The following is an 18,754-nucleotide window of genomic DNA, read 5'->3' on the forward strand; positions in this document are numbered from 1 at the left end:
CCTAACATGAAAGAAATCGACAACAAACTGACTCAGAAATTCGACGAGTATCCTTCCTTCGGCGTTCTCAAGGGCGTCAAGGTCTTCGTGACCGGCACGAACATCGCCGGCCCCTTCGCCGGCTGCCTCATGGCCGAGATGGGCGCGAAGGTCCTGCAGGCCGAGGCTCCGACCATCGCCTGCCAGACCCGCGGCACCCTCGCGTGGAGCCAGAACCACCGCAACGAGTACTCCATCACCATCAACTCCGCCAGCCCCGCCGGCAAGAAGATCTTCCTCAAGTGCGTCGAGTGGGCTGACATCTGGATCGAGGCCGGCCGTCCGGGCTCCTATGCCAAGCGCGGCCTGACCGACGAAGTCTGCTGGAAGCACAATAAGAAGCTCGCCATCGTGCACGTGTCCGGCTACGGCCAGTTCGGCCCGGCCAAGAACAAGCCCTCCTACGACGTCTCCGGTCAGGCCATGGGCGGCTACATGTACATGAACGGCGTCTCCCCGACGTCCGGCCCGCTGAAGGTCAACCCGTACCTGTCCGACTACATCACCGCTTACAACGCCTGCATGGTCGCGCTCGCCGGCTACATCAACGCCAAGAACAGCGGCGAGGGTGATTCCTGCGACGTCGCGCAGTACGACACCATGTTCCGCCTGCTCGACAACTACCCGGCCAACTGGTTCAACAAGGGCTACCCGAAGCAGGGCGAGCCCGTGCCCTTCCGCACCGGCAACAAGAGCGACCAGGCTGCCTGCTTCTCGTTCTACGACACGAAGGAAGGCAACGCCATGTTTGTCGCGATCGTCGGTCAGGGCCCTGTCACCCGCGGTTACCCGATCATCGGCATGGGCAAGCCCGGCGTCACCGAGGGCATCCCGAAGAACTGCACCGGCTTCCCGCTGTTTGACCCCCGCGGCAAGAAGGCGGACGAGCTGTGCGCGAAGTTCTGCGCCGAGCACACCTGCGACGAGATCGAGGAGATCTTCAACAAGGCCGGCATCCCGTGCCAGCGCGCTTACGGCCCGGCCGACATCGAGAAGGATCCGCAGTACGAGGCCCGCGAGAACATCGTCGAGTGGGATGACCAGTGCTTCGGCAAGATGAAGGGCATCGGCGTCACGAACATCTTCAAGAAGAACCCGTCCCAGATCGTGGCTTCCGCGCCGTGCTTCGGCGAGCACAACCGCGAGGTTCTCAAGGACTTTGGCTACACCGACGAGGAGATCGACGCGCTCTACAAGAAGGGCGAGCTCGCGACTTGGACGCCGGCGGACACCGCCCGCATCAAGAACTTCGTTGAGTGGCACTTCTTCTGGGATCCGGAGCGTCAGGCCAAGCGCATCGGCCTGGAGTATCCCCCGAAAAAGTAAATCTTAGCGCAAATAGACGGTAAGCTGTCAGCATGGGCTTTTGCCCATGTTGGCAGCTTATCTTGAATCCGGAGGAATCTGTAGAAAAACACAACAAAAAGGAGGCACAGCATACATGAGTTTCAAAAAAATTGACTGCAACCTCACGCAGAAGTTCAGCGAATACCCCGACTTCGGCGTTCTCAACGGTGTCAAGGTCTTTGTGTCCGGCACGGCCATCGCCGGCCCCTTTGCCGGCTGCCTGATGGCGGAAATGGGTGCGAAGGTGCTCCAGTCCGAGGCGCCCAAGATCTCCTGCGGCACGCGCGGGACGACCAGCTGGTCGCAGAACCACCGCAACGAGTACTCTATCACGTGCAACCCGCGCACGCCCGCCGGCAAGAAGATCTTCAAAAAGTGCCTCGAGTGGGCCGATATCTGGATCGAGTCCAGCAAGGCCGGCACCTATGCCAAGATGGGCCTCACCGATGAGGTCTGCTGGGGTGTCAACAGCAAGCTGTGCATCGTGCACGTCTCCGGCTACGGCCAGACGGGCCCGTATAAGTCCAAGGCATCCTACGACGTTTCCGGTCAGGCCATGGGCGGTTATATGTACATGAACGGCGTGTCCCCGACGGATGTGCCGCTGAAGGTCAACCCCTATCTGTCTGACTATGTCACGGCCTACAACGCCTGCATGACCGCACTGTCGGCTTACATCCACGCGCTCAAGACTGGCAAGGGCGAGTCCTGCGACGTTGCGCAGTACGACACCATGTTCCGTCTGCTGGATAACTATCCGGTGCTCTGGTACAACAAGGGCTACCCGAAAGACGGCGAGCCCGTGCCGTACCGAACCGGCAACCACTCCGACCTTGCGGCCTGCTTCTCATTCTACACCACGAAGGACAACAAGCAGCTCTTTGTCGCCATCAATGGCCCCGGCCCGGTCGAGAAGGGCTATCCCATCATCGGCGTCGGCACGCCGGGCGTGACGCCGGGTCTGCCGAAGGGCATCCCCGGCTTCCCGCTCAACACCCCCATGGGGCAGAAGGCGGATCAGGCGCTCACGGATTTCTGCGCGAAGCACACCTGCGCCGAGCTCGAGGAGATCTTCAACAAGGTCGGCATTCCGAACCAGCGTGCCTATGAGCCGGGCGATATCGAAAACGACCCGCAGTACGCCGAGCGCGAGAACCTTGTCGAGTGGGAAGACCAGATCTTCGGCGAGATGAAGGGCATCGGTATCACGAACCGCTTCAAGAACAACCCCTCGCAGATCGTGGCATCCGCGCCGTGCTTCGGCGAGCACAACCGCGAGGTGCTGCAGGAGTTCGGATACACCGATAAGGAGATCGACGACCTCTACAAGAAGGGCGAGATCGTGACGTGGACGCCGGCGGACACCGCCCGCATCCGTCACCTGCCCGATTGGGGCTTCTTCTGGGATACCGAGCGCCAGTGTGAGCGCATCGGCATGGAGTGGCCGCTCAAGGACGAGTGATCCCAACATACCGGACGGGCTGCGGCTCACACAGCCCGTCCGCCGCATTCTATATCAGCAAAGGAGAAACAAATGGGTAGACTTGATGGAAAAGTCTGTTTCGTCACCGGTGCCGGTTCCGGCATTGGCGCCAAGACTGCCGAGCTCTTCGCACACGAGGGCGCAAGCGTCATCATGGCGGATATGCATGAAGAAAACCTCAACAAGGTCGCGGCCAACATCCGGGCTGCGGGCGGCGAGGTCATGACGGCTGTCGTCAACATCACCGACAATGACGCTGTGAAGGCGGCGTTTGCGGCCGGTGTGGAAAAGTACGGAAAGATCGACGCGCTGGCCAATATCGCAGGTGTGCTCGATGTCGCCATGCGGCCGATCGACGATTTTCTTACCAGCGATCTCGACACGACCCTGACCGTGAACGTCAAGGGCACGATGTACGTTACCCGCGCGGCTGTCAAGCAGTTCATCGCGCAGGGCTACGGCACGATCGCGACCGTCGCCTCCGTCGGCGGCGTGAACGGCAACGGCAGCGCAGCCTACACGGTCTCGAAGGGCGCGGAGGTCGCGCTGACCAAGCACATCGCGCTGCGCTTTGCCAACGGCGAGCAGAAGATCCGCGCCAACTGCGTGTGCCCCGGCACGGTCATGACCCCCATGACCACGCGCGCCATGAAGGCCAGAGGCAAGTACACGAAGGCCGCCAAGGCCATGCAGGCCTCCACCGCAAAGCATTCCACGCTCGACGTGGGCACGTGCTCGGATCTCGACATTGCCAAGATCCTGCTGTTTTTGTGCAGCGACGATTCTGCGCCGCTCAACGGTCAGGCGCTCGTTGCCGATTACGGCGCAAACCTCTGATACGCTGCGCCGGTGCGCGCACACCGGCGCAAAGCTGCAAAACCGCGCACACAAAATGAAAGGGAGTGTACTGTTATGAGTAACCGTTTGGAAGGAAAAGTCGCGCTGGTCACGGCGTGCACCCGCGGCATCGGCCGCGCGATCGCAGACCTGTTCGTCGATGAGGGCGCGAAGGTCTACTATGCCTGCCGCAACATGGAGACCGGTAAGGCTGCCGTTGAGGCCGCCAGAGCCCGCGGCGGTCAGGCCGAGCTTGTCTACTTTGAGGCACACGACCCCGCCACGCACAGAAGCATGATCGACGAGTGCATCGCCAAGGAAGGCCGCCTCGACGTGCTGGTCAACAACTTCGGCGAATCCAACCCCCGCAAGGACCTCGACATCACCAAGTGCACCTACAAGGAGTTTGAAAAGACCGTCTGCGTGGATCTCTCGACCGTGTTCAACGCCTGCCAGCAGGCGCTCAACAAGGCCATGATCAAGCAGCACTCCGGCAGCATCATCAACATCGGCTCCGTCGCTGCCGTGTGCCCCGATCGCACGCAGGTCGGCTACGGTGTCGCCAAGTCCGGCATCAACCACCTCAGCCGCCAGATGGCGCGTCAGGTCGCGCACGCGGGTGTGCGCGTCAACGTGCTCAACCCCGGCATCATCGCCACGGAGGCCGTCGCCAAGCATCTCACGCCCGAGACGCAGTCGCGCTACACGACCAACTGCATGATCAAGCACCTCGGCGAGCCCATCGACATTGCCTACATGGCGCTGTATCTCGCCTCCGACGAGTCGAAGTACGTCACGGCGCATGTGATGAATGTCTCCGGCGGCTGGATGTAATGTCCGCTTTGTCTTCTTTTTATATCCTCTCATTCCAGCGGAAAAGAGCCCGGCGTTAGCCGGGCTCTTTTCCGTTCCCTTCCGAGAAAACGAACCCGCACACGGCGCAGCCGTGTGCGGGTTTTTCAGGGAAGGAAGCGTGAATTTGATTTACATAATGTTTGAAACCGGTTTACATAATCGGAATTTTGATCTTCAGATCGCTCAGCGGGTAGGCTGAGCAGGCGTGGAACCAGCCGAGTTCCTTGTCCATGGCGCGGCGGCCGTCGCCGATGGGGGACACGAAGATGTCGCCGCCGAGCAGCTGGCTGCGGCAGAAACCGCACTCGCCGTTGCGGCAGTGGGTATCGACCGGGATGGCGCTGCGCTCGAGCGCGACGGCGACGGATTCGCTCGCCCTGGCATCGATCACATCTTCGTGAATGCCGCGCACGACGGTGATGCGAAACGTTTTTTCCTCCGTACCCTTCGGGTAGCCCGGCAGGGTGGAGATATCGGCCGGGTTATTCACCACGTCGTGGCGGAAGCGGCGCTGCGGCACGCCCATGTCCTCGAGCGCCTTGCGCACGAACCGGAACATGGCCAGCGGGCCGCAGAACAGGAACGTGCTGTTGGGCGCGGCGTATTTTTCGATGATCTCGCGCGTGATAAAGCCGTGCTCGCCCGGCCAGTCGGGGTCGTCGGAGAGCACATGCACGACTTTGACGTCCGGACATTCGGCGCAGATCTGATCCAGCTCATCCTTGAGCACGATATCGTCCGACTTGACCGAACCATAGAGGATCGTCAGCCTGCAGCCGTGCATCTTGCCGTGGGCGATCTCCTTGGCCATGGCGTAAAACGGCGTGATGCCGCTGCCGCCGGCCAGCGCGACGAGCTCGGTCGTGTCGCGCAGCGGCTCCCAATAGAACGTGCCGAACGGCAGCGCGCCCGTGAGCACATCGCCGACATGGACGTTTTCAAAGAAGTAGTCCGGCACGAGGTACGGCACGTTGCGGCGCACGGTGATCTCGAAAAACGGGTGCTCGCCGCGCGCTTCGTACGGCGCGGAGGAGATCGTATACGGCCGCGTGAGCAGGCTCTCGCCGATCTTCAGGCGGAAGTTCACGAACTGGCCGCACTGGAACACCGGAATGTGCCCGTCCGCGGCCTCGAAGCGGAACGTTTTTGCCGTCGGGGACGCATCGCGGATGTCCGTGACGCGCAGCTGCATCTCACTCGGGTGTAGCTTGCCGGCCAGATCCCGGATGGGGTCTTTCGGATCCGGCACGGCGGATGCGTTTTTCAGCTTTTCGCGGCGCGCCTCGGTGACGCGGCCCGCGCCGCCGACGTCTTTCAGAAAGCTCTTGACTCGAATACTCATTTCGCTGCCTCCTTTGCTGCCATCGCGTCGAGCACGGCCTTGGCCGCGGCTCTGCCGTTGGTGATCTGCGGGCCCTGCCCGTCGCCGGCCACGGCGTGTGCGCCGGCAAACTCCAGCCCGTCGATGAAGTGATCTTCCGCCATCATGGTCTTCTTGGCGACCACGTGGTTGTCCATGGAGTGTGAGTAGCCGTAGATGCTGCCCTTCCACGCGCCGACGTAGTGGGAGATCGTCATGGGCGTGGAGACCTCGATCTCGGCGATGCGGCCGCGGAAGTCCACGCCGCCGATCTTGATGTACTGCTCCATCATCTCATTGGCCAGGCAGCGCTTGAGATCGTAGTATTCCTCCTCCTTGACGCCAAGGAACGGGTCGACCGGCACCAGATTCGTGATCGACAGGTGCGTATAGCCGGCCGGCACGCAGTCAGGGTTGGCATAGTTGAGGCACACGGTCGTCAGGAAGTTGTACGGTTCGGTCAGGTTGCAGTTGTTGCGCCAGATGGCGTTCGTGTCCATCGTGTCGCCGGAGAAGGTGTTGTAGTTTGTGATGCCGTTTTCCTCGGGCGTGCCCTCGAGAATGAGCATGACCGACACGGGGCAGACATTCAGGCGGTTGCCGTTGACGAACCGGATGGCGCCGGCGGGCACTTCGCTCAGTGGCTCGATCATCTGCGTGTAGACGCGGTTCGGGTACGCGCCGCAGATGACATAGTCGCAGGCGATCTCGTCTCCGCGCTTCGTGCGCACGCCGCGGACCTTGCCGTCTTTGACGAGGATCTTTTCGACTTCTTGCCGCAGCTCGAACTGCGCGCCGTTTTCCTCGACCTTCTGCTGCATGCGCATGCTCATCTCGTGCGAGCGGTGGCGCGGCACATAGCTGCCGGCAAAATAGTCCGCCATGCAGTAGGCGTAGATCGTGAATGGGAGATTGTCCATCGGCTCGCCGACGTAGATCCAGTACGGCGTGAGCATATCGACCGCCTTCTGCGGCAGGTCAAAGGTCCGGATGACTTCCGAGGCGCTGTAGCCCGCCACGCGCACAAAGTCCGGGTGCTCGCGCAGCATGCGCAGCTTGCTCATCGGTGTCACGGATATGACGTCCATGCTGTCGTACACGCGGCGGCAGAGGCGGATGAATTCCAGCACCTTGTCGTAAGTGCCGGGGCAGGCGGCGTCAATGTCGCGCGCCATGTGCTCGTAGCCGTCGTGCAGCACGGTGTCGATGCCCTCACCGGGCACGACGACGCGGTACGGCTCCGGCACCGGCAGCCAGTCGATGTCAATGCCCATGTCGTCAAAAAACTGGCCGACCTTCAGCCGCTTACCTTTCGGGCCGATGGACATCATCTCATGCAGCGAGGCCTCCATCTCAAAGCCGTCGCGCATGTAGTCCGTGGCGACACCGCCGGGCATGTTGTGCTTTTCGAGGATCAGAATGTCCCGCACGCCCTTGGCCTGCAGCTGCAGGGCGGCCGCCATGCCGGCCAGTGCGCCGCCGATGATGACGACATCATAGTGGTCTTTGTAAAAACGCAAGTCAATTCCTCCTTCTGTGTTTGAATCACTGCGAAAAGTATATGTCAAGAATTCTACAAGTCAAGAATCGACTTGCTTTTTCGTCACTTTTTTGGTACTATTTTCTTGTGATTCTGATTCAATCACAAATACAAGGAGGACTGCGTATGCGTTTTCAGACCATCGTTGCGCCAACAATCACGGAGTTGTTCGAGCGGCAGATCCAGGGCATGATCCTCTCCGGCCAGGTGGAGCCGGGGGAAAAGCTGCCCACGGAAGCGGAGCTGGCCGAGAATATGCACATCAGCAAGAGCGCCGTGCACGCCGGCATCAAGAATCTGGAGCGGATGGGCTTTCTGCGCGTGTCGCCGCGGCACGGGGTGTATGTTGCCGACTGGGCCGAGTGCGGCAACGTGGACACGCTCATCTCCATATTAAAATACCGCGACGGCAAGCTCGACATGGCGACGACGGCGTCGCTGCTGCAGACGCGCAATGTCATTGAGGGGCTCGCGGTGCGGCTGTTCGTGCCCAAGCGCACGGACGATGATATTGCGGTGCTGCGCACGATCATCCGTGATTTCCGGCAGGCCGCGCAGCAGCCGCGCGCGGACGTGGACAAGCTCGCAGAGCTGGCCTGTTCGTTCCACCGGTATATCTGCTTTAAGAGCGGCAACAACGTCGTGCCGCTCATCGTCAACGGTTTCCATGATGTGAATATCGTCCTCTGGGCGCAGTGGGTGCGCTCGGTCGGGCCGCGCGCCGCGGGCGATGTGCTGGAGGATTTTCTCTATTTCGTCACGCAGGGGGACGCCGAGGGCGCCATCGCACTCTTCGATACGAATACGGACGAATTCGTCTCCCGGCTCGTGGACGTGTGAAGCCGGCGGGCGATTGTTTTCGCTCTTTTCACAAATACCCCCTTTTCATCCGGGCGGTTTTATATTACAATAAAACGACGAATATGAAAAAGTGAGGGGTAGTTTTATGGAAACAGGACCCAAATATAAACGCATCCTGCTCAAGATCAGCGGCGAAGCGCTGGCCGGCGAGCAGAAGACGGGGCTGGATTTCGGCGTCATCGGGCAGGTGTGCGATGTCATCAAGTCCTGCACCGAACTGGGCGTGCAGGTAGGCGTCGTCATCGGCGGCGGCAACTTCTGGCGCGGCGTGAAAAACGGCGAGGGCAAGATGGCTCGCTCGCGCGCCGACCACATGGGCATGCTCGCCACCGTCATGAACTGTCTGGCCGTGTCTGACGTCATGGAGCAGAAGGGCATCCCCGTGCGTGTGCAGACGGCCGTCGAAATGTCGACATTTGCCGAGCACTATACCTGGGAGCGCGCCGTGGCGCATCTGGAAGAGGGCAAGGTCGTGCTCTTCGGCGCGGGCAGCGGCTGCCCGTATTTTTCGACCGACACGGCCGCCGTGCTGCGCGCCGCCGAGATCGGCGCGGACGCGATCCTGCTTGCCAAGAACATCGACGGCGTCTACAGCGCCGATCCGCACGTCGATCCCGGTGCCGTGAAGTACGACGCCATCACCTATGACGAGGTGCTGGCAAAGCATCTGGCCGTCATGGATCTGACGGCGACGTCGCTGGCCATGGAAAACGACATTCCGGTCGTCGTCTTCGCGCTGGCTGATCCGCAGAATATTGTCCGTGCCGTGATGGGCGAGTCCGTCGGCACGGTCGTGACCAAATAAAATCAAATTTGAAAACCCGATAAGGAGGATACATCATGTCTACCGATTATACCGAGTTTGAGTCCAAAATGAAAAAGACCGCTTCGGTCCTCACCGAGCAGTATGATTCCGTCCGCGCCGGCAAGGCCAACCCCGCCGTACTCGACCGCATCACGGTCGATTACTACGGCTCTCCCACGCCCATCCAGCAGATCGCATCCGTCAGCACGCCGGACGCCCGCTCGCTGCTCATCCAGCCGTGGGACGCATCCGTGCTCAAGGGCATTGAAAAGGCCATCCTGGCGTCGGATCTGGGCCTGAATCCCCAGAACGACGGCCGCACCATCCGCCTGATCTTCCCCGCGCTGACCGAGGAGCGCCGCCGCGACCTCGTCAAGCAGGTCAAGAAGTACGGCGAAGAGGCCAAGGTCGCCGTGCGCAACATCCGCCGCGACGCGATGGACAAGTTCAAGGCGCAGAAGAAAAAGTCCGAGATCACCGAGGACGACCTCAAGATCATCGAGAAGGATCTACAGAAGCTGACCGATGATTACATCAAGGAAGTCGAGCGCATCGCCGACGAAAAAGAGAAGGAGCTCATGGAGATCTGAGCGCCCGCACCCGCAAATGTGATACGGGGGGATTTTTCATCCCCCCGTTTGAATATCCTGTCTACAGACGCCGCCGATCCGGGCGGCGCAGGAGGAACTATGGCAAACGATAAGACGACCGCGCCGCAGGTGGATTTCTCGCGCCTGCCGCGCCACGTGGCGATCATCCTCGACGGCAACGGCCGCTGGGCCAAAAAGCGCGGCCTGCCGCGCACGGCCGGCCATGCCTACGGTGCGGAGGCGTTTCGCCGCATCGGCAACTACTGCAAGGCCATCGGCATCGAATACCTCACGGTCTACGCCTTTTCCACGGAAAACTGGCGCCGTCCGCCCGAGGAAGTGCGCACGATTATGAGCATCTTCGATAAATACATGAAGGAAGCGCTTTCGATCATGGAGCGCGACAAGTTCAAGATGCGCTTTTTCGGTGAGCGGTCCGGCCTCTCGCCGGAGCTGCAGCGCCTCATGGCCGCGGCCGAGGAAAAGAGTACGCACTACGACGGCTGCCAGATGAATCTGTGCATCAACTACGGCGGCCGCGACGAGATCCTGCACGCCGTGCGCCGGTATGCCGAGGCCTACAAGGCCGGTACCGCGCCGGAGCTCACGGAGGATGTGTTCAGCGGCTATCTGTATTCGGCCGGCATTCCGGACCCCGACCTCATCATCCGCACGAGCGGAGAGCAGCGCCTGAGTAACTTCCTGCCCTGGCAGGGCGCGTACTCGGAGCTGTATTTCACCGACGTGCTCTGGCCGGACTTTACCGAGCGCGACATGGACGCGGCCCTGGCGGAGTTCCAGCGGCGCGACCGGCGCTTTGGCGGCGTGAAATGACCGCTGCACCCGAGAGAAAGACAAACGGGAGGGACCAATCATGAAAAACAGACTGATCGTTGCGGCCATCGGCATCCCGGCGCTGCTGGCCGTGATCTTCTTCACCCCGATCTGGGGTTGGGGCATCGTGGTGGCCATCATGGCGGCGTTCTGCGCCTGGGAGCTGCTGCACACGGCCATGCCGAAGTTCGTGCCGCGCTTTGCGGTGTATGCCGGCGTGTGCGGCGCGGCCATCGTGCTCGGCGCGGCGTTCGGAAAGTCTGAGCTCGTGTTCAAGATCGCGGCCTACGTGCTGTTCGTGACCATGTTCGTCGAGATGATGATCTCGTTTCACAAGTCCGAGCGCATCCCGTTTCAGGATCTGGCGCTCGTGTTCACGGCGGGCATTATCATCCCGTGGATGCTCTCGTCGCTCGTGCGCCTTGGCCTGAACGACCCCAAAGCGCCGTACCTGCTGCTGCCGTTCGTCATCACGTGGCTGAGCGATTCGGGCGCGTTTTTCGTCGGCCGCAGCCTGGGCAAGACCAAGCTCGCCCCGGCGCTGAGCCCGCATAAGACGGTCGAGGGCTGCGTCGGCGGCTTTGTGTGCGCGATCGCGGCGGCCATGCTCTACGGCCTCGTACTGCACCTGTGCGGCTACCGCGTGCAGATCGGTCTGCTCGCCATCTACGGTTTCTTCGGCAGCCTTGCCGGACAGACGGGCGACCTGGCGTTTTCCGCCATCAAGCGCGAGCACGGCGTGAAGGACTACAGCAATCTGCTGCCCGGTCACGGCGGTATGCTCGACCGGTTTGACAGCACCATCTTCACCGCGCCCATGCTTGAGCTGCTGGTGCTGCTGGCACCGGCGATCGCGGTCGTGGCGCAGTAAAGGAGCATAACTATGGTACATTCGATTTCCATTCTCGGTTCTACCGGCAGTATTGGCCGGCAGACCGTTGCCGTCGCGGAGCATCTGGGGCTGAACGTCCGTGCGCTGACGACGAACCGCAACATTCAGCTCGCCGAGGAGCAGGCGCGCCGCCTGCATCCGGCGTTCGTCGCCGTGACGGATGAGGCGTCTGCCAAGGCGCTGCGCATCGCGCTCGCCGATACGGACATCGCCGTCGGCGGCGGAGAAAACGCACTGTGCGAGGCGGCGGTCATCTCCGATACGGACGCCGTCGTCACGGCGGTGTCCGGCGCGGTCGGTCTGCGGCCGACGCTCGCGGCCATTGAAAAGGGACGGCGCATCGCGCTGGCCAATAAGGAGACGCTCGTGTGCGCGGGCGACATCGTCATGCGCCGCGCCAGAGAATGCGGTGCGGAGATCGTGCCGGTCGATTCCGAGCACTCGGCCATTTTCCAGTGCCTGACCGGCCGGGAGGGCGAGCTGCACAAGATCCTGCTCACCGGCTCCGGCGGCCCCTTCCGCGGCTGGACACGCGAACAAACGCGCGACGTCACGCCCGAGATGGCTGTCCGTCACCCGAACTGGAGCATGGGCGCGAAGATCAGCGTAGACTCCGCGACCATGATGAACAAGGGCCTGGAATTCATCGAGGCCATGCACCTGTTCGGCGTCACGCCGGACGATATCCAGGTGCTCATCCACCCGGAGAGCGTCGTGCACTCGATGGTCGAGCTGCTTGACGGGACGGTCATCGCCCAGCTCGGCGTGCCGGATATGGGCCTGCCCATCCAGTATGCGCTCACGTATCCGGAGCGCAAGCCCAGCCGCAGCGACCGGCTGGACTTCACGGCCTATCCCGGCGGGCTGCATTTCTACGCGCCCGATCTCGAGGCGCTGCCGTGTCTTGCGCTCGCCATGCAGTGCGCGCGCACCGGCGGCACTGCGCCGACGGTCATGAACGCGGCCAACGAAGTCGCCGTGCACCTGTTTCTGGACCATAAAATTGGGTATCATTCCATTTATGAGAGCGTGGCGGCGGCGGTGGATGCCATCACGCCGGCCGCAGCGCCCGATCTGGACGTCATCCGCGCGGCCGATCAGGAGGCCCGCGCGTTCGTCCGGTCATATTTCCATTTCTGAAAGGACACCTGCATGTATATTCTGCTCGCAATTCTCGTCTTTGGGATCCTCATCGCCGTGCACGAGCTCGGCCACTTCCTTGTGGCCAAGGCGTGCGGGGTGCGTGTGGATGAGTTCGCCATCGGCATGGGCCCCGCCATCTGGAAAAAGCAGAAGGGGGAGACGCTCTACGCCGTCCGCTGCCTGCCGATCGGCGGGTTTTGCGCCATGGCGGGCGAGGACGAGGCGATCGACGACCCGCGCGCGTTCACGAGCCAGCCGGCATGGAAGCGGTTTCTGATCCTCTGCGCCGGTGCGTTCATGAACTTTGTGTTCGGTCTGCTACTGCTTCTGATCGTGTTCGCGCAGGCGAAGAGCTTTTCCACGCCGACGCTCACGGACTTCATGGACGGCTGCCCCTATCAGGGGGAGAACGCCCTGCAGGTGGGCGATACGATCTGGAGCATCGACGGACACCGCATCTATTTTACGACCAATGTCAGTGAATATCTCGCCCGCGGCGGCGACACGCATGACATCGTCGTCAAGCGTGACGGTGAAAAGGTCGCGCTCAACGATTTTTACCTCGTCGCGCGCGAGTATCCGGGGCAGGACGGCAAAATGTACGGCTTCTACTTCGGCACGAAGCCGGCGACGTTCGGCGCCAAGCTCCAGACCACGTGGTACAGCGCGATGGACTTCGTGCGCATGGTCTGGATGGGGCTGAGCGATCTGTTCGCGGGCGCAGTCGGCGTCAAGGATCTGTCCGGCCCGGTCGGCATCGTGAGCATGATGAACGAGGTCGGCAAGGAGTCGGCCACGAAGGCGGCCGCCTTCTCGAACATCGCCTATTTCTCGGCGTTCATCGCCGTGAACCTTGCGGTCATGAACATGCTGCCGCTGCCGGCGCTCGACGGCGGGCGCGTGTTCTGCCTGCTCGTCACGTGGATGCTCGAGCGGATCAGCCGCAGAAAGATCGACCCCAAATATGAGGGCTATATCCACACGGCGGGGCTGGTGCTGCTGCTGGCACTGATGGCCTACGTCATGTATAACGACATTTCCAAACTTGTCACCTGATCCGGGGCGGATCTTTCCGCCTCGGGCTTTTGTGCGTTTTCAGGCTTCTCGGAGATACAGGAGTGTTTATGAAAAGAACCCAGACAAAACAGATCCATGTCGGCCCCGTTGCCATCGGCGGCGGCGCCCCGGTCGCGGTGCAGTCCATGTGCAACACGCACACATCGGACGCGCGCGCGACCATCGAGCAGATCACCCGGCTGCATGACGCCGGGTGCGAGATCATCCGCCTTGCCGTGCCGGATCAGGCCGCGGCGGATGCCCTGCCCGAGATCGTGCACGCCTCGCCCATCCCGGTCGTGGCCGACATCCACTTTGACTACCGCCTTGCGCTCGCAGCGGCGAAGGCCGGCGTGCACAAGATCCGCATCAACCCCGGCAACATCGGCGAGCCGGACAATGTCCGCAAGGTGGCCGAGGCCTGCCGGGAGCGCGGCATCCCCATCCGCATTGGCGTCAACGGCGGCAGTCTGGAAAAGCGTCTGCTCGAAAAGTACGGTCACCCGACGCCGGAGGCGCTCGTCGAGAGTGCGCAGGGGCACATTGACCTGCTGCACCGGTATGATTTTGACGACATCGCCCTGTCGATGAAGAGCTCTACCGTGCCGCTGACGATCGCGGCCTACCGGCTCGCGGCCGAGCGGTTTCCCTATCCGCTGCACGTCGGCGTCACGGAGACCGGCACGGCCTACAACGGCATCATCCGCTCCGCCGTCGGCATCGGCACGCTGCTGTCCGAGGGCATCGGCGATACGATCCGCGTCTCGCTCACGGCCGACCCCGTGGAGGAGGTGCGCGCCGGCATCGCCATTTTGAAGGCGGCCGGGCTGCGCCGCGAGGGCGTACGCTTCGTCTCGTGCCCGACGTGCGGCCGCACGCAGATCGACCTCATCGCGCTCGCGCAGGAGGTCGAGCAGCGGCTTCAGGGGCTGGAGCGCGAGATCACGGTCGCCGTGATGGGCTGCGTCGTCAACGGTCCCGGAGAGGCGCACGAGGCGGACTACGGCATCGCCGGCGGCAAGGACTGCGGCCTGCTGTTTCGCCGCGGCGAGATCCTTGGCAAGTACCCCGCGGACAAGCTGGCCGATGCGCTGGTGGACCTGATCCTGAGCGAAAAGTGAGGAAGCTATGAGCGAAAAGATCCCGTTTCTCGATATGTTCCCGGACTGCGTGTCCCTGCAGGATAGCTGCGGCGGACTCGACAAGGCCGAGGTGCTCGACGTGCTCATCGAGCGCGAGAGCATGACGATGCAGCTGCACACGTGGTTTGCGCGTATGCCCGCGCCGGTCGAGCGCACGAATATCGAGCAGCTGCTCGCGGCGCAGTTCCGGCTGCGCGGCGTGCAGATCCAGGCGGAATATCCCGCCCCGGAGCAGAAAAAAGAGGAGAAGAAGGCCAAGGCTAGGGTCCTCATGGGCAAGCCCATTCCGAAGCGCTCGGACATCACGCCCATGAACGAGCTCACGCTCGAGAGCGGCAATGTCACGCTCGAGGGCGAGGTGTTTGCCGTCAACAGCCGCGAGATTGCAAAGTACGGCTCGGCCGTGCTCTCGTTTGACATGACCGACAGCACAAGCAGCGTGCGCGTGTCGCGCTTTCTGCGCTCGGACGACGATCAGAGCATCGTCGGCATGATCCACGAGGGCATGTGGCTGCGTGTGCAGGGCAAGATCAACTACAGCAAATACGATGAAGACATGGTGCTCGAGCCGCGCAACATCGTGCAGGGGGAGAAGGTCATCCGCCCCGACAACGCGCCGCAAAAGCGCGTGGAGCTGCACTTACATACCCGCTATTCGGCGCTCGACGCCATCTCCGACCCCGCCGACCTCGTGGCCCGCGCGGCCTACTGGGGCCACCCGGCCATCGCCGTGACGGATCACGGCGTGGCGCAGGCGTTTCCGGATATGTGGAAGGCGTCGAAGAAATACGGCGTGAAGATCATCTACGGCGAGGAGGGCTACCTCGTCAACGACGTGGACGGCACGCTCGCCGTGCACGGGCAGAGCGACCTGCCGCTCGACGCGGAGTTTATCGCCTTCGATATCGAGACGACCGGCCTGCACCTGGACACAAACCGCATGACGGAGATCGGCGCGGTGCTCTTCTCCGGCGGCGAGATCAAGGCGGAGTTTGACACGTTCGTCGACCCGCACATGCCCATCCCGGCCGAGATCACGCGCCTGACCGGCATTACGGATGCCGATGTGGCCGGCGCGCCGGACGAGGCGGAGGCCATGCGCCAGTTTCTCGACTTTGCGGGCGGACGGCCGATCATCGCGCACAATGCCGACTTTGATACCGGCTTCATGAGCGCGGCCTGCCGCCGGGCGGGCATCCCGTTCGAACCGGTGTATCTCGACACGCTGGTGCTCGCGCAGTACCTGCTGCCGGATCTCAAGCACCACAAGCTCGACCAGGTCTCGAACCGCCTGAGCCTGCCGGACTTCAACCACCACCGCGCGTGCGACGATGCAATGGTCGTGGCGCGCATCATGGACAAGTTCCTGCCCATGCTCGCGGCGAAGGGCGCAAAGACGATCGGCGACTTCAACGATCTCGTGCGCGGCGGCCTGAAGGAGAAGCGCCGCACGCACCACATCTCCATTCTGGTGAAAAACAAGACCGGCCTGAAAAACCTCTACGAGATCATTTCCCGGTCGTATCTGAAGTATTTCAAGCGCAACCCCACCATCCCCAAGAGCCTGCTTATGGAATACCGCGAGGGCCTCATCATCGGCTCGGCCTGCGAGGCGGGCGAGGTGTTCGAGGCGGTGCTGCGCGGCAAGAGCGACACGGAGCTCAAGCGCATCGCGTCGTTTTACGACTATCTCGAGATCATGCCGCTGGCGAATAACCACTTCCTGCTCGACAACGGCACCGTGCGCAGCGAGGAATCCCTGCGCAACCTCAACCGCCGCATCGTGCAGCTCGGCGAGGAGCTCGGCAAGCCCGTTGTGGCGACGTGCGACGTGCATTTTCTCGATCCCGAGCAGGAGATCTTCCGCCGCATCCTGCTGGCGGCCAAGAAATTCTCCGACGCGGACAAGGCCATGCCGCTCTATTACCGCACGACGGTGGAGATGCTCGACGAATTTGCCTACCTCGGCCCCGAAAAGGCGCAGGAGGTCGTCGTCACGAACACGAACGCCATTGCCGACAGCGTCGAGGTGTTCGAGCTCCTGCCGAAGGATCTCTACCCGCCGAAGATCGAAAACTCAGCCCAGCAGCTCAAAGACCTGGTCTATGGCAAGATGACGGCCATCTACGGCGAAAACCCGCCGAAGCTCATCACCGACCGCGTCGAGACCGAGCTGCACGACATTCTCTCGCGCGGGTATGACGTCATTTACATGAGCGCACAGAAACTTGTCGCCAACTCCCTCGAGCATGGCTATCTGGTCGGCAGCCGAGGCAGCGTCGGCTCGTCGCTCGTGGCGTATTTCTCCGGCATCACGGAGGTCAACTCGCTCCCGCCGCACTATGTCTGCCCGCAGTGCAAGTATACGGACTTTGACTCCGGCGCGGGCTTCGGCTGCGGCGCGGATATGCCGGACAAGGTGTGCCCCAGGTGCGGGGCGAAGCTGCGCAAGGACGGTTTCGACATCCCGTTTGAGACGTTCCTCGGCTTCGGCGGCGACAAGGTGCCCGATATCGACCTGAACTTCTCGGGCGAATATCAGGCCAAGGCGCATAAATACACCGAAGAGCTCTTCGGCTCGGATCACGTGTTCCGCGCCGGCACGATCGGCACGCTGGCGGAAAAGACGGCCTACGGCTATGTCCTCAAGTACCTCGAGGAGCGCGGCAAGACCCTGCCGAAGGCGGAGATGAACCGCCTCGCGCTCGGCTGCGTCGGCGTCAAGCGCACGACCGGCCAGCACCCCGGCGGCCTCGTCGTCATCCCGCAGGACAAGGACGTCACGGATTTCTGCCCCGTGCAGCACCCGGCCGATGATCCGAACAGCGACATCATCACCACCCATTTTGAATACCACTGCATGGAGGCGAACCTCCTCAAGCTCGACGAGCTCGGCCACGATGACCCGACCATGATCCGCATGCTTGAGGACATGACCGGCGTCAACGCGCGCGAGATCCCGCTCGACGATCCGGACACCATGGGCATCTTCTGCAGCGCGGCGCCGCTCGGCCTGACGGACGACGACCCGATTGTCGGCAAGACTGGCACGATTGGCATCCCGGAGTTCGGCACGGGCTTCACGCGCCAGATGCTCGTCGACACGCAGCCGAAGGGCTTTGACATCCTCGTGCGTCTGTCCGGGTTCTCGCATGGCACGGACGTGTGGCTCGGCAATGCGAAGGATCTCATCATGTCCGGCACGGCGACGGTCAACCAGACGGTCGGCTGCCGCGACGATATCATGCTCTACCTCATCAGCCGCGGTATGGACGCCAAGCTCTCGTTCAAGATCATGGAGAGCGTCCGCAAGGGCAAGGTCAAGCGCGGCGGCTTCCAGGACGGCTGGGTCGAGACGATGCAGGAGCACGGTGTGCCGGAGTGGTACATCACGTCCCTGAGCAAGATCGCCTACCTGTTCCCGAAGGCGCACGCGGTGGCCTACGTCATGATGGCGTTTCGCATCGCGTGGTTCAAGGTGCACGAGCCGCTGGCGTTTTACAGCGCATATTTCTATCGCCGCAGCCAGAAGGATTCGTTCGACGCCGACATGATGACGCGCGGCCTCGATTACACCCGCCGCAAGATCAACGAGCTGCGCAACAAGCCCACGCTCACGGCCAAGGAGGAGGACCTGCTCGTGACGCTGGAGGCCGTGTACGAATTCAACCTCCGCGGCTTTGAGTTCGCGCCCATGAGCCTCTATGAGAGCGACGCGACGAAGTTCCTCATCCGCGACGGGAAGCTCCTGCCGCCGTTCGTGGCCATCTCCGGTCTCGGTGAGAGCGCGGCGTGGAATCTCGTGGCCTGCCGTGCCGACGGGCGAGAGTTCGTGTCGGTCGAGGAGCTCTCGGCTGCCTGCCCGAAGGTCAGCCAGACGCACCTGGAGCAGCTGCGCGCCATGGGCGCGCTCGGCGAGATGCCGGACAGCAGCCAGATGAGTCTGTTTTAAATTCGTCATTTTTTTGCA

General features: G+C 62.2%; 15 protein-coding genes. 13 read left to right on the forward strand and 2 right to left on the reverse strand.

Annotated features, from left to right (window positions below; translation table 11 throughout):
• Window positions 1-6 precede the first annotated feature (6 nt).
• The 4 genes from OGM61_05630 (at window position 7) to OGM61_05645 (ending at window position 4,540) form a co-directional block, all read left to right on the forward strand.
• Window positions 7-1,365 carry a CoA transferase gene (locus tag OGM61_05630; protein ID UYI83353.1) on the forward strand — a complete coding sequence of 453 codons (1,359 nt, stop codon included), beginning with the start codon at window positions 7-9 and terminating at the stop codon, window positions 1,363-1,365.
• Window positions 1,366-1,480: 115 nt separating this feature from the next.
• Window positions 1,481-2,848, forward strand: a complete 1,368-nt coding sequence (locus tag OGM61_05635; GenBank protein UYI83354.1) for a CoA transferase — start codon at window positions 1,481-1,483, stop codon at window positions 2,846-2,848.
• Between the two features lie 72 nt (window positions 2,849-2,920).
• Entirely contained in the window at window positions 2,921-3,706 is a 786-nt protein-coding gene (locus OGM61_05640) for an SDR family oxidoreductase (protein ID UYI83355.1), read from the forward strand.
• 75 nt (window positions 3,707-3,781) lie between these two features.
• A complete protein-coding gene (locus OGM61_05645) occupies window positions 3,782-4,540 on the forward strand; it encodes an SDR family oxidoreductase (protein ID UYI83356.1) in 759 nt (252 codons plus the stop codon).
• A gap of 172 nt (window positions 4,541-4,712) precedes the next feature.
• On the opposite strand, the gene OGM61_05650 is transcribed toward OGM61_05645, so the two are convergent.
• Window positions 4,713-5,903: a flavin reductase family protein gene (locus OGM61_05650; protein UYI83357.1), complete on the reverse strand. Its 1,191-nt coding sequence runs from the start codon at window positions 5,901-5,903 to the stop codon at window positions 4,713-4,715.
• Complete coding sequence (locus OGM61_05655; protein UYI83358.1) at window positions 5,900-7,441, reverse strand: FAD-dependent oxidoreductase; 1,542 nt, start codon at window positions 7,439-7,441, stop codon at window positions 5,900-5,902. Before OGM61_05655 ends, OGM61_05650 begins: the two co-directional genes overlap by 4 nt.
• A gap of 146 nt (window positions 7,442-7,587) precedes the next feature.
• Here OGM61_05655 and OGM61_05660 point away from each other — a divergent pair, with 146 nt between their 5' ends.
• The 9 genes from OGM61_05660 to OGM61_05700 all read left to right on the forward strand — a co-directional run bounded on the left by OGM61_05660 (window position 7,588) and on the right by OGM61_05700 (window position 18,736).
• A complete protein-coding gene (locus tag OGM61_05660; GenBank protein ID UYI83359.1) occupies window positions 7,588-8,301 on the forward strand; it encodes a GntR family transcriptional regulator in 714 nt (237 codons plus the stop codon).
• 106 nt (window positions 8,302-8,407) lie between these two features.
• Window positions 8,408-9,127 carry a UMP kinase gene (gene pyrH, locus OGM61_05665; GenBank protein ID UYI83360.1) on the forward strand — a complete coding sequence of 240 codons (720 nt, stop codon included), beginning with the start codon at window positions 8,408-8,410 and terminating at the stop codon, window positions 9,125-9,127.
• A gap of 35 nt (window positions 9,128-9,162) precedes the next feature.
• Window positions 9,163-9,717 carry a ribosome recycling factor gene (gene frr, locus OGM61_05670; GenBank protein ID UYI83361.1) on the forward strand — a complete coding sequence of 185 codons (555 nt, stop codon included), beginning with the start codon at window positions 9,163-9,165 and terminating at the stop codon, window positions 9,715-9,717.
• A 99-nt stretch (window positions 9,718-9,816) separates the two neighbouring features.
• On the forward strand, window positions 9,817-10,551 hold the full coding sequence (gene uppS / locus OGM61_05675; protein UYI83362.1) for a polyprenyl diphosphate synthase: 735 nt from the start codon (window positions 9,817-9,819) through the stop codon (window positions 10,549-10,551).
• A 40-nt stretch (window positions 10,552-10,591) separates the two neighbouring features.
• Window positions 10,592-11,422 (forward strand): phosphatidate cytidylyltransferase, encoded by an 831-nt coding sequence (locus OGM61_05680; GenBank protein UYI83363.1) that lies wholly within the window; start codon window positions 10,592-10,594, stop codon window positions 11,420-11,422.
• Window positions 11,423-11,434: 12 nt separating this feature from the next.
• Window positions 11,435-12,583, forward strand: coding sequence for a 1-deoxy-D-xylulose-5-phosphate reductoisomerase (dxr, locus tag OGM61_05685; GenBank protein ID UYI83364.1), 1,149 nt, complete (start codon window positions 11,435-11,437; stop codon window positions 12,581-12,583).
• Between the two features lie 12 nt (window positions 12,584-12,595).
• Window positions 12,596-13,642 (forward strand): site-2 protease family protein, encoded by a 1,047-nt coding sequence (locus OGM61_05690; GenBank protein UYI83365.1) that lies wholly within the window; start codon window positions 12,596-12,598, stop codon window positions 13,640-13,642.
• Window positions 13,643-13,710: 68 nt separating this feature from the next.
• Complete coding sequence (ispG, locus tag OGM61_05695) at window positions 13,711-14,763, forward strand: flavodoxin-dependent (E)-4-hydroxy-3-methylbut-2-enyl-diphosphate synthase (protein ID UYI83366.1); 1,053 nt, start codon at window positions 13,711-13,713, stop codon at window positions 14,761-14,763.
• 7 nt (window positions 14,764-14,770) lie between these two features.
• Window positions 14,771-18,736, forward strand: coding sequence for a PolC-type DNA polymerase III (locus OGM61_05700; GenBank protein UYI83367.1), 3,966 nt, complete (start codon window positions 14,771-14,773; stop codon window positions 18,734-18,736).
• Window positions 18,737-18,754: the final 18 nt, after the last annotated feature.

Source organism: Clostridiales bacterium (genome assembly GCA_025757645.1).
In the GTDB taxonomy this organism is placed as follows: Bacteria; Bacillota; Clostridia; order Oscillospirales; family Oscillospiraceae; genus CAG-103.

Coding starts and splice junctions, on each gene's coding strand:
- OGM61_05650 (UYI83357.1), bottom strand. CDS start 5,903: ATGAGTATTCGAGTCAAGAGCTTTCTGAAAGACGTCGGCGGCGCGGGC.
- OGM61_05640 (UYI83355.1), top strand. CDS start 2,921: ATGGGTAGACTTGATGGAAAAGTCTGTTTCGTCACCGGTGCCGGTTCC.
- ispG (UYI83366.1), top strand. CDS start 13,711: ATGAAAAGAACCCAGACAAAACAGATCCATGTCGGCCCCGTTGCCATC.
- OGM61_05690 (UYI83365.1), top strand. CDS start 12,596: ATGTATATTCTGCTCGCAATTCTCGTCTTTGGGATCCTCATCGCCGTG.
- OGM61_05645 (UYI83356.1), top strand. CDS start 3,782: ATGAGTAACCGTTTGGAAGGAAAAGTCGCGCTGGTCACGGCGTGCACC.
- frr (UYI83361.1), top strand. CDS start 9,163: ATGTCTACCGATTATACCGAGTTTGAGTCCAAAATGAAAAAGACCGCT.
- pyrH (UYI83360.1), top strand. CDS start 8,408: ATGGAAACAGGACCCAAATATAAACGCATCCTGCTCAAGATCAGCGGC.
- OGM61_05700 (UYI83367.1), top strand. CDS start 14,771: ATGAGCGAAAAGATCCCGTTTCTCGATATGTTCCCGGACTGCGTGTCC.
- uppS (UYI83362.1), top strand. CDS start 9,817: ATGGCAAACGATAAGACGACCGCGCCGCAGGTGGATTTCTCGCGCCTG.
- OGM61_05660 (UYI83359.1), top strand. CDS start 7,588: ATGCGTTTTCAGACCATCGTTGCGCCAACAATCACGGAGTTGTTCGAG.
- OGM61_05630 (UYI83353.1), top strand. CDS start 7: ATGAAAGAAATCGACAACAAACTGACTCAGAAATTCGACGAGTATCCT.
- dxr (UYI83364.1), top strand. CDS start 11,435: ATGGTACATTCGATTTCCATTCTCGGTTCTACCGGCAGTATTGGCCGG.
- OGM61_05680 (UYI83363.1), top strand. CDS start 10,592: ATGAAAAACAGACTGATCGTTGCGGCCATCGGCATCCCGGCGCTGCTG.
- OGM61_05635 (UYI83354.1), top strand. CDS start 1,481: ATGAGTTTCAAAAAAATTGACTGCAACCTCACGCAGAAGTTCAGCGAA.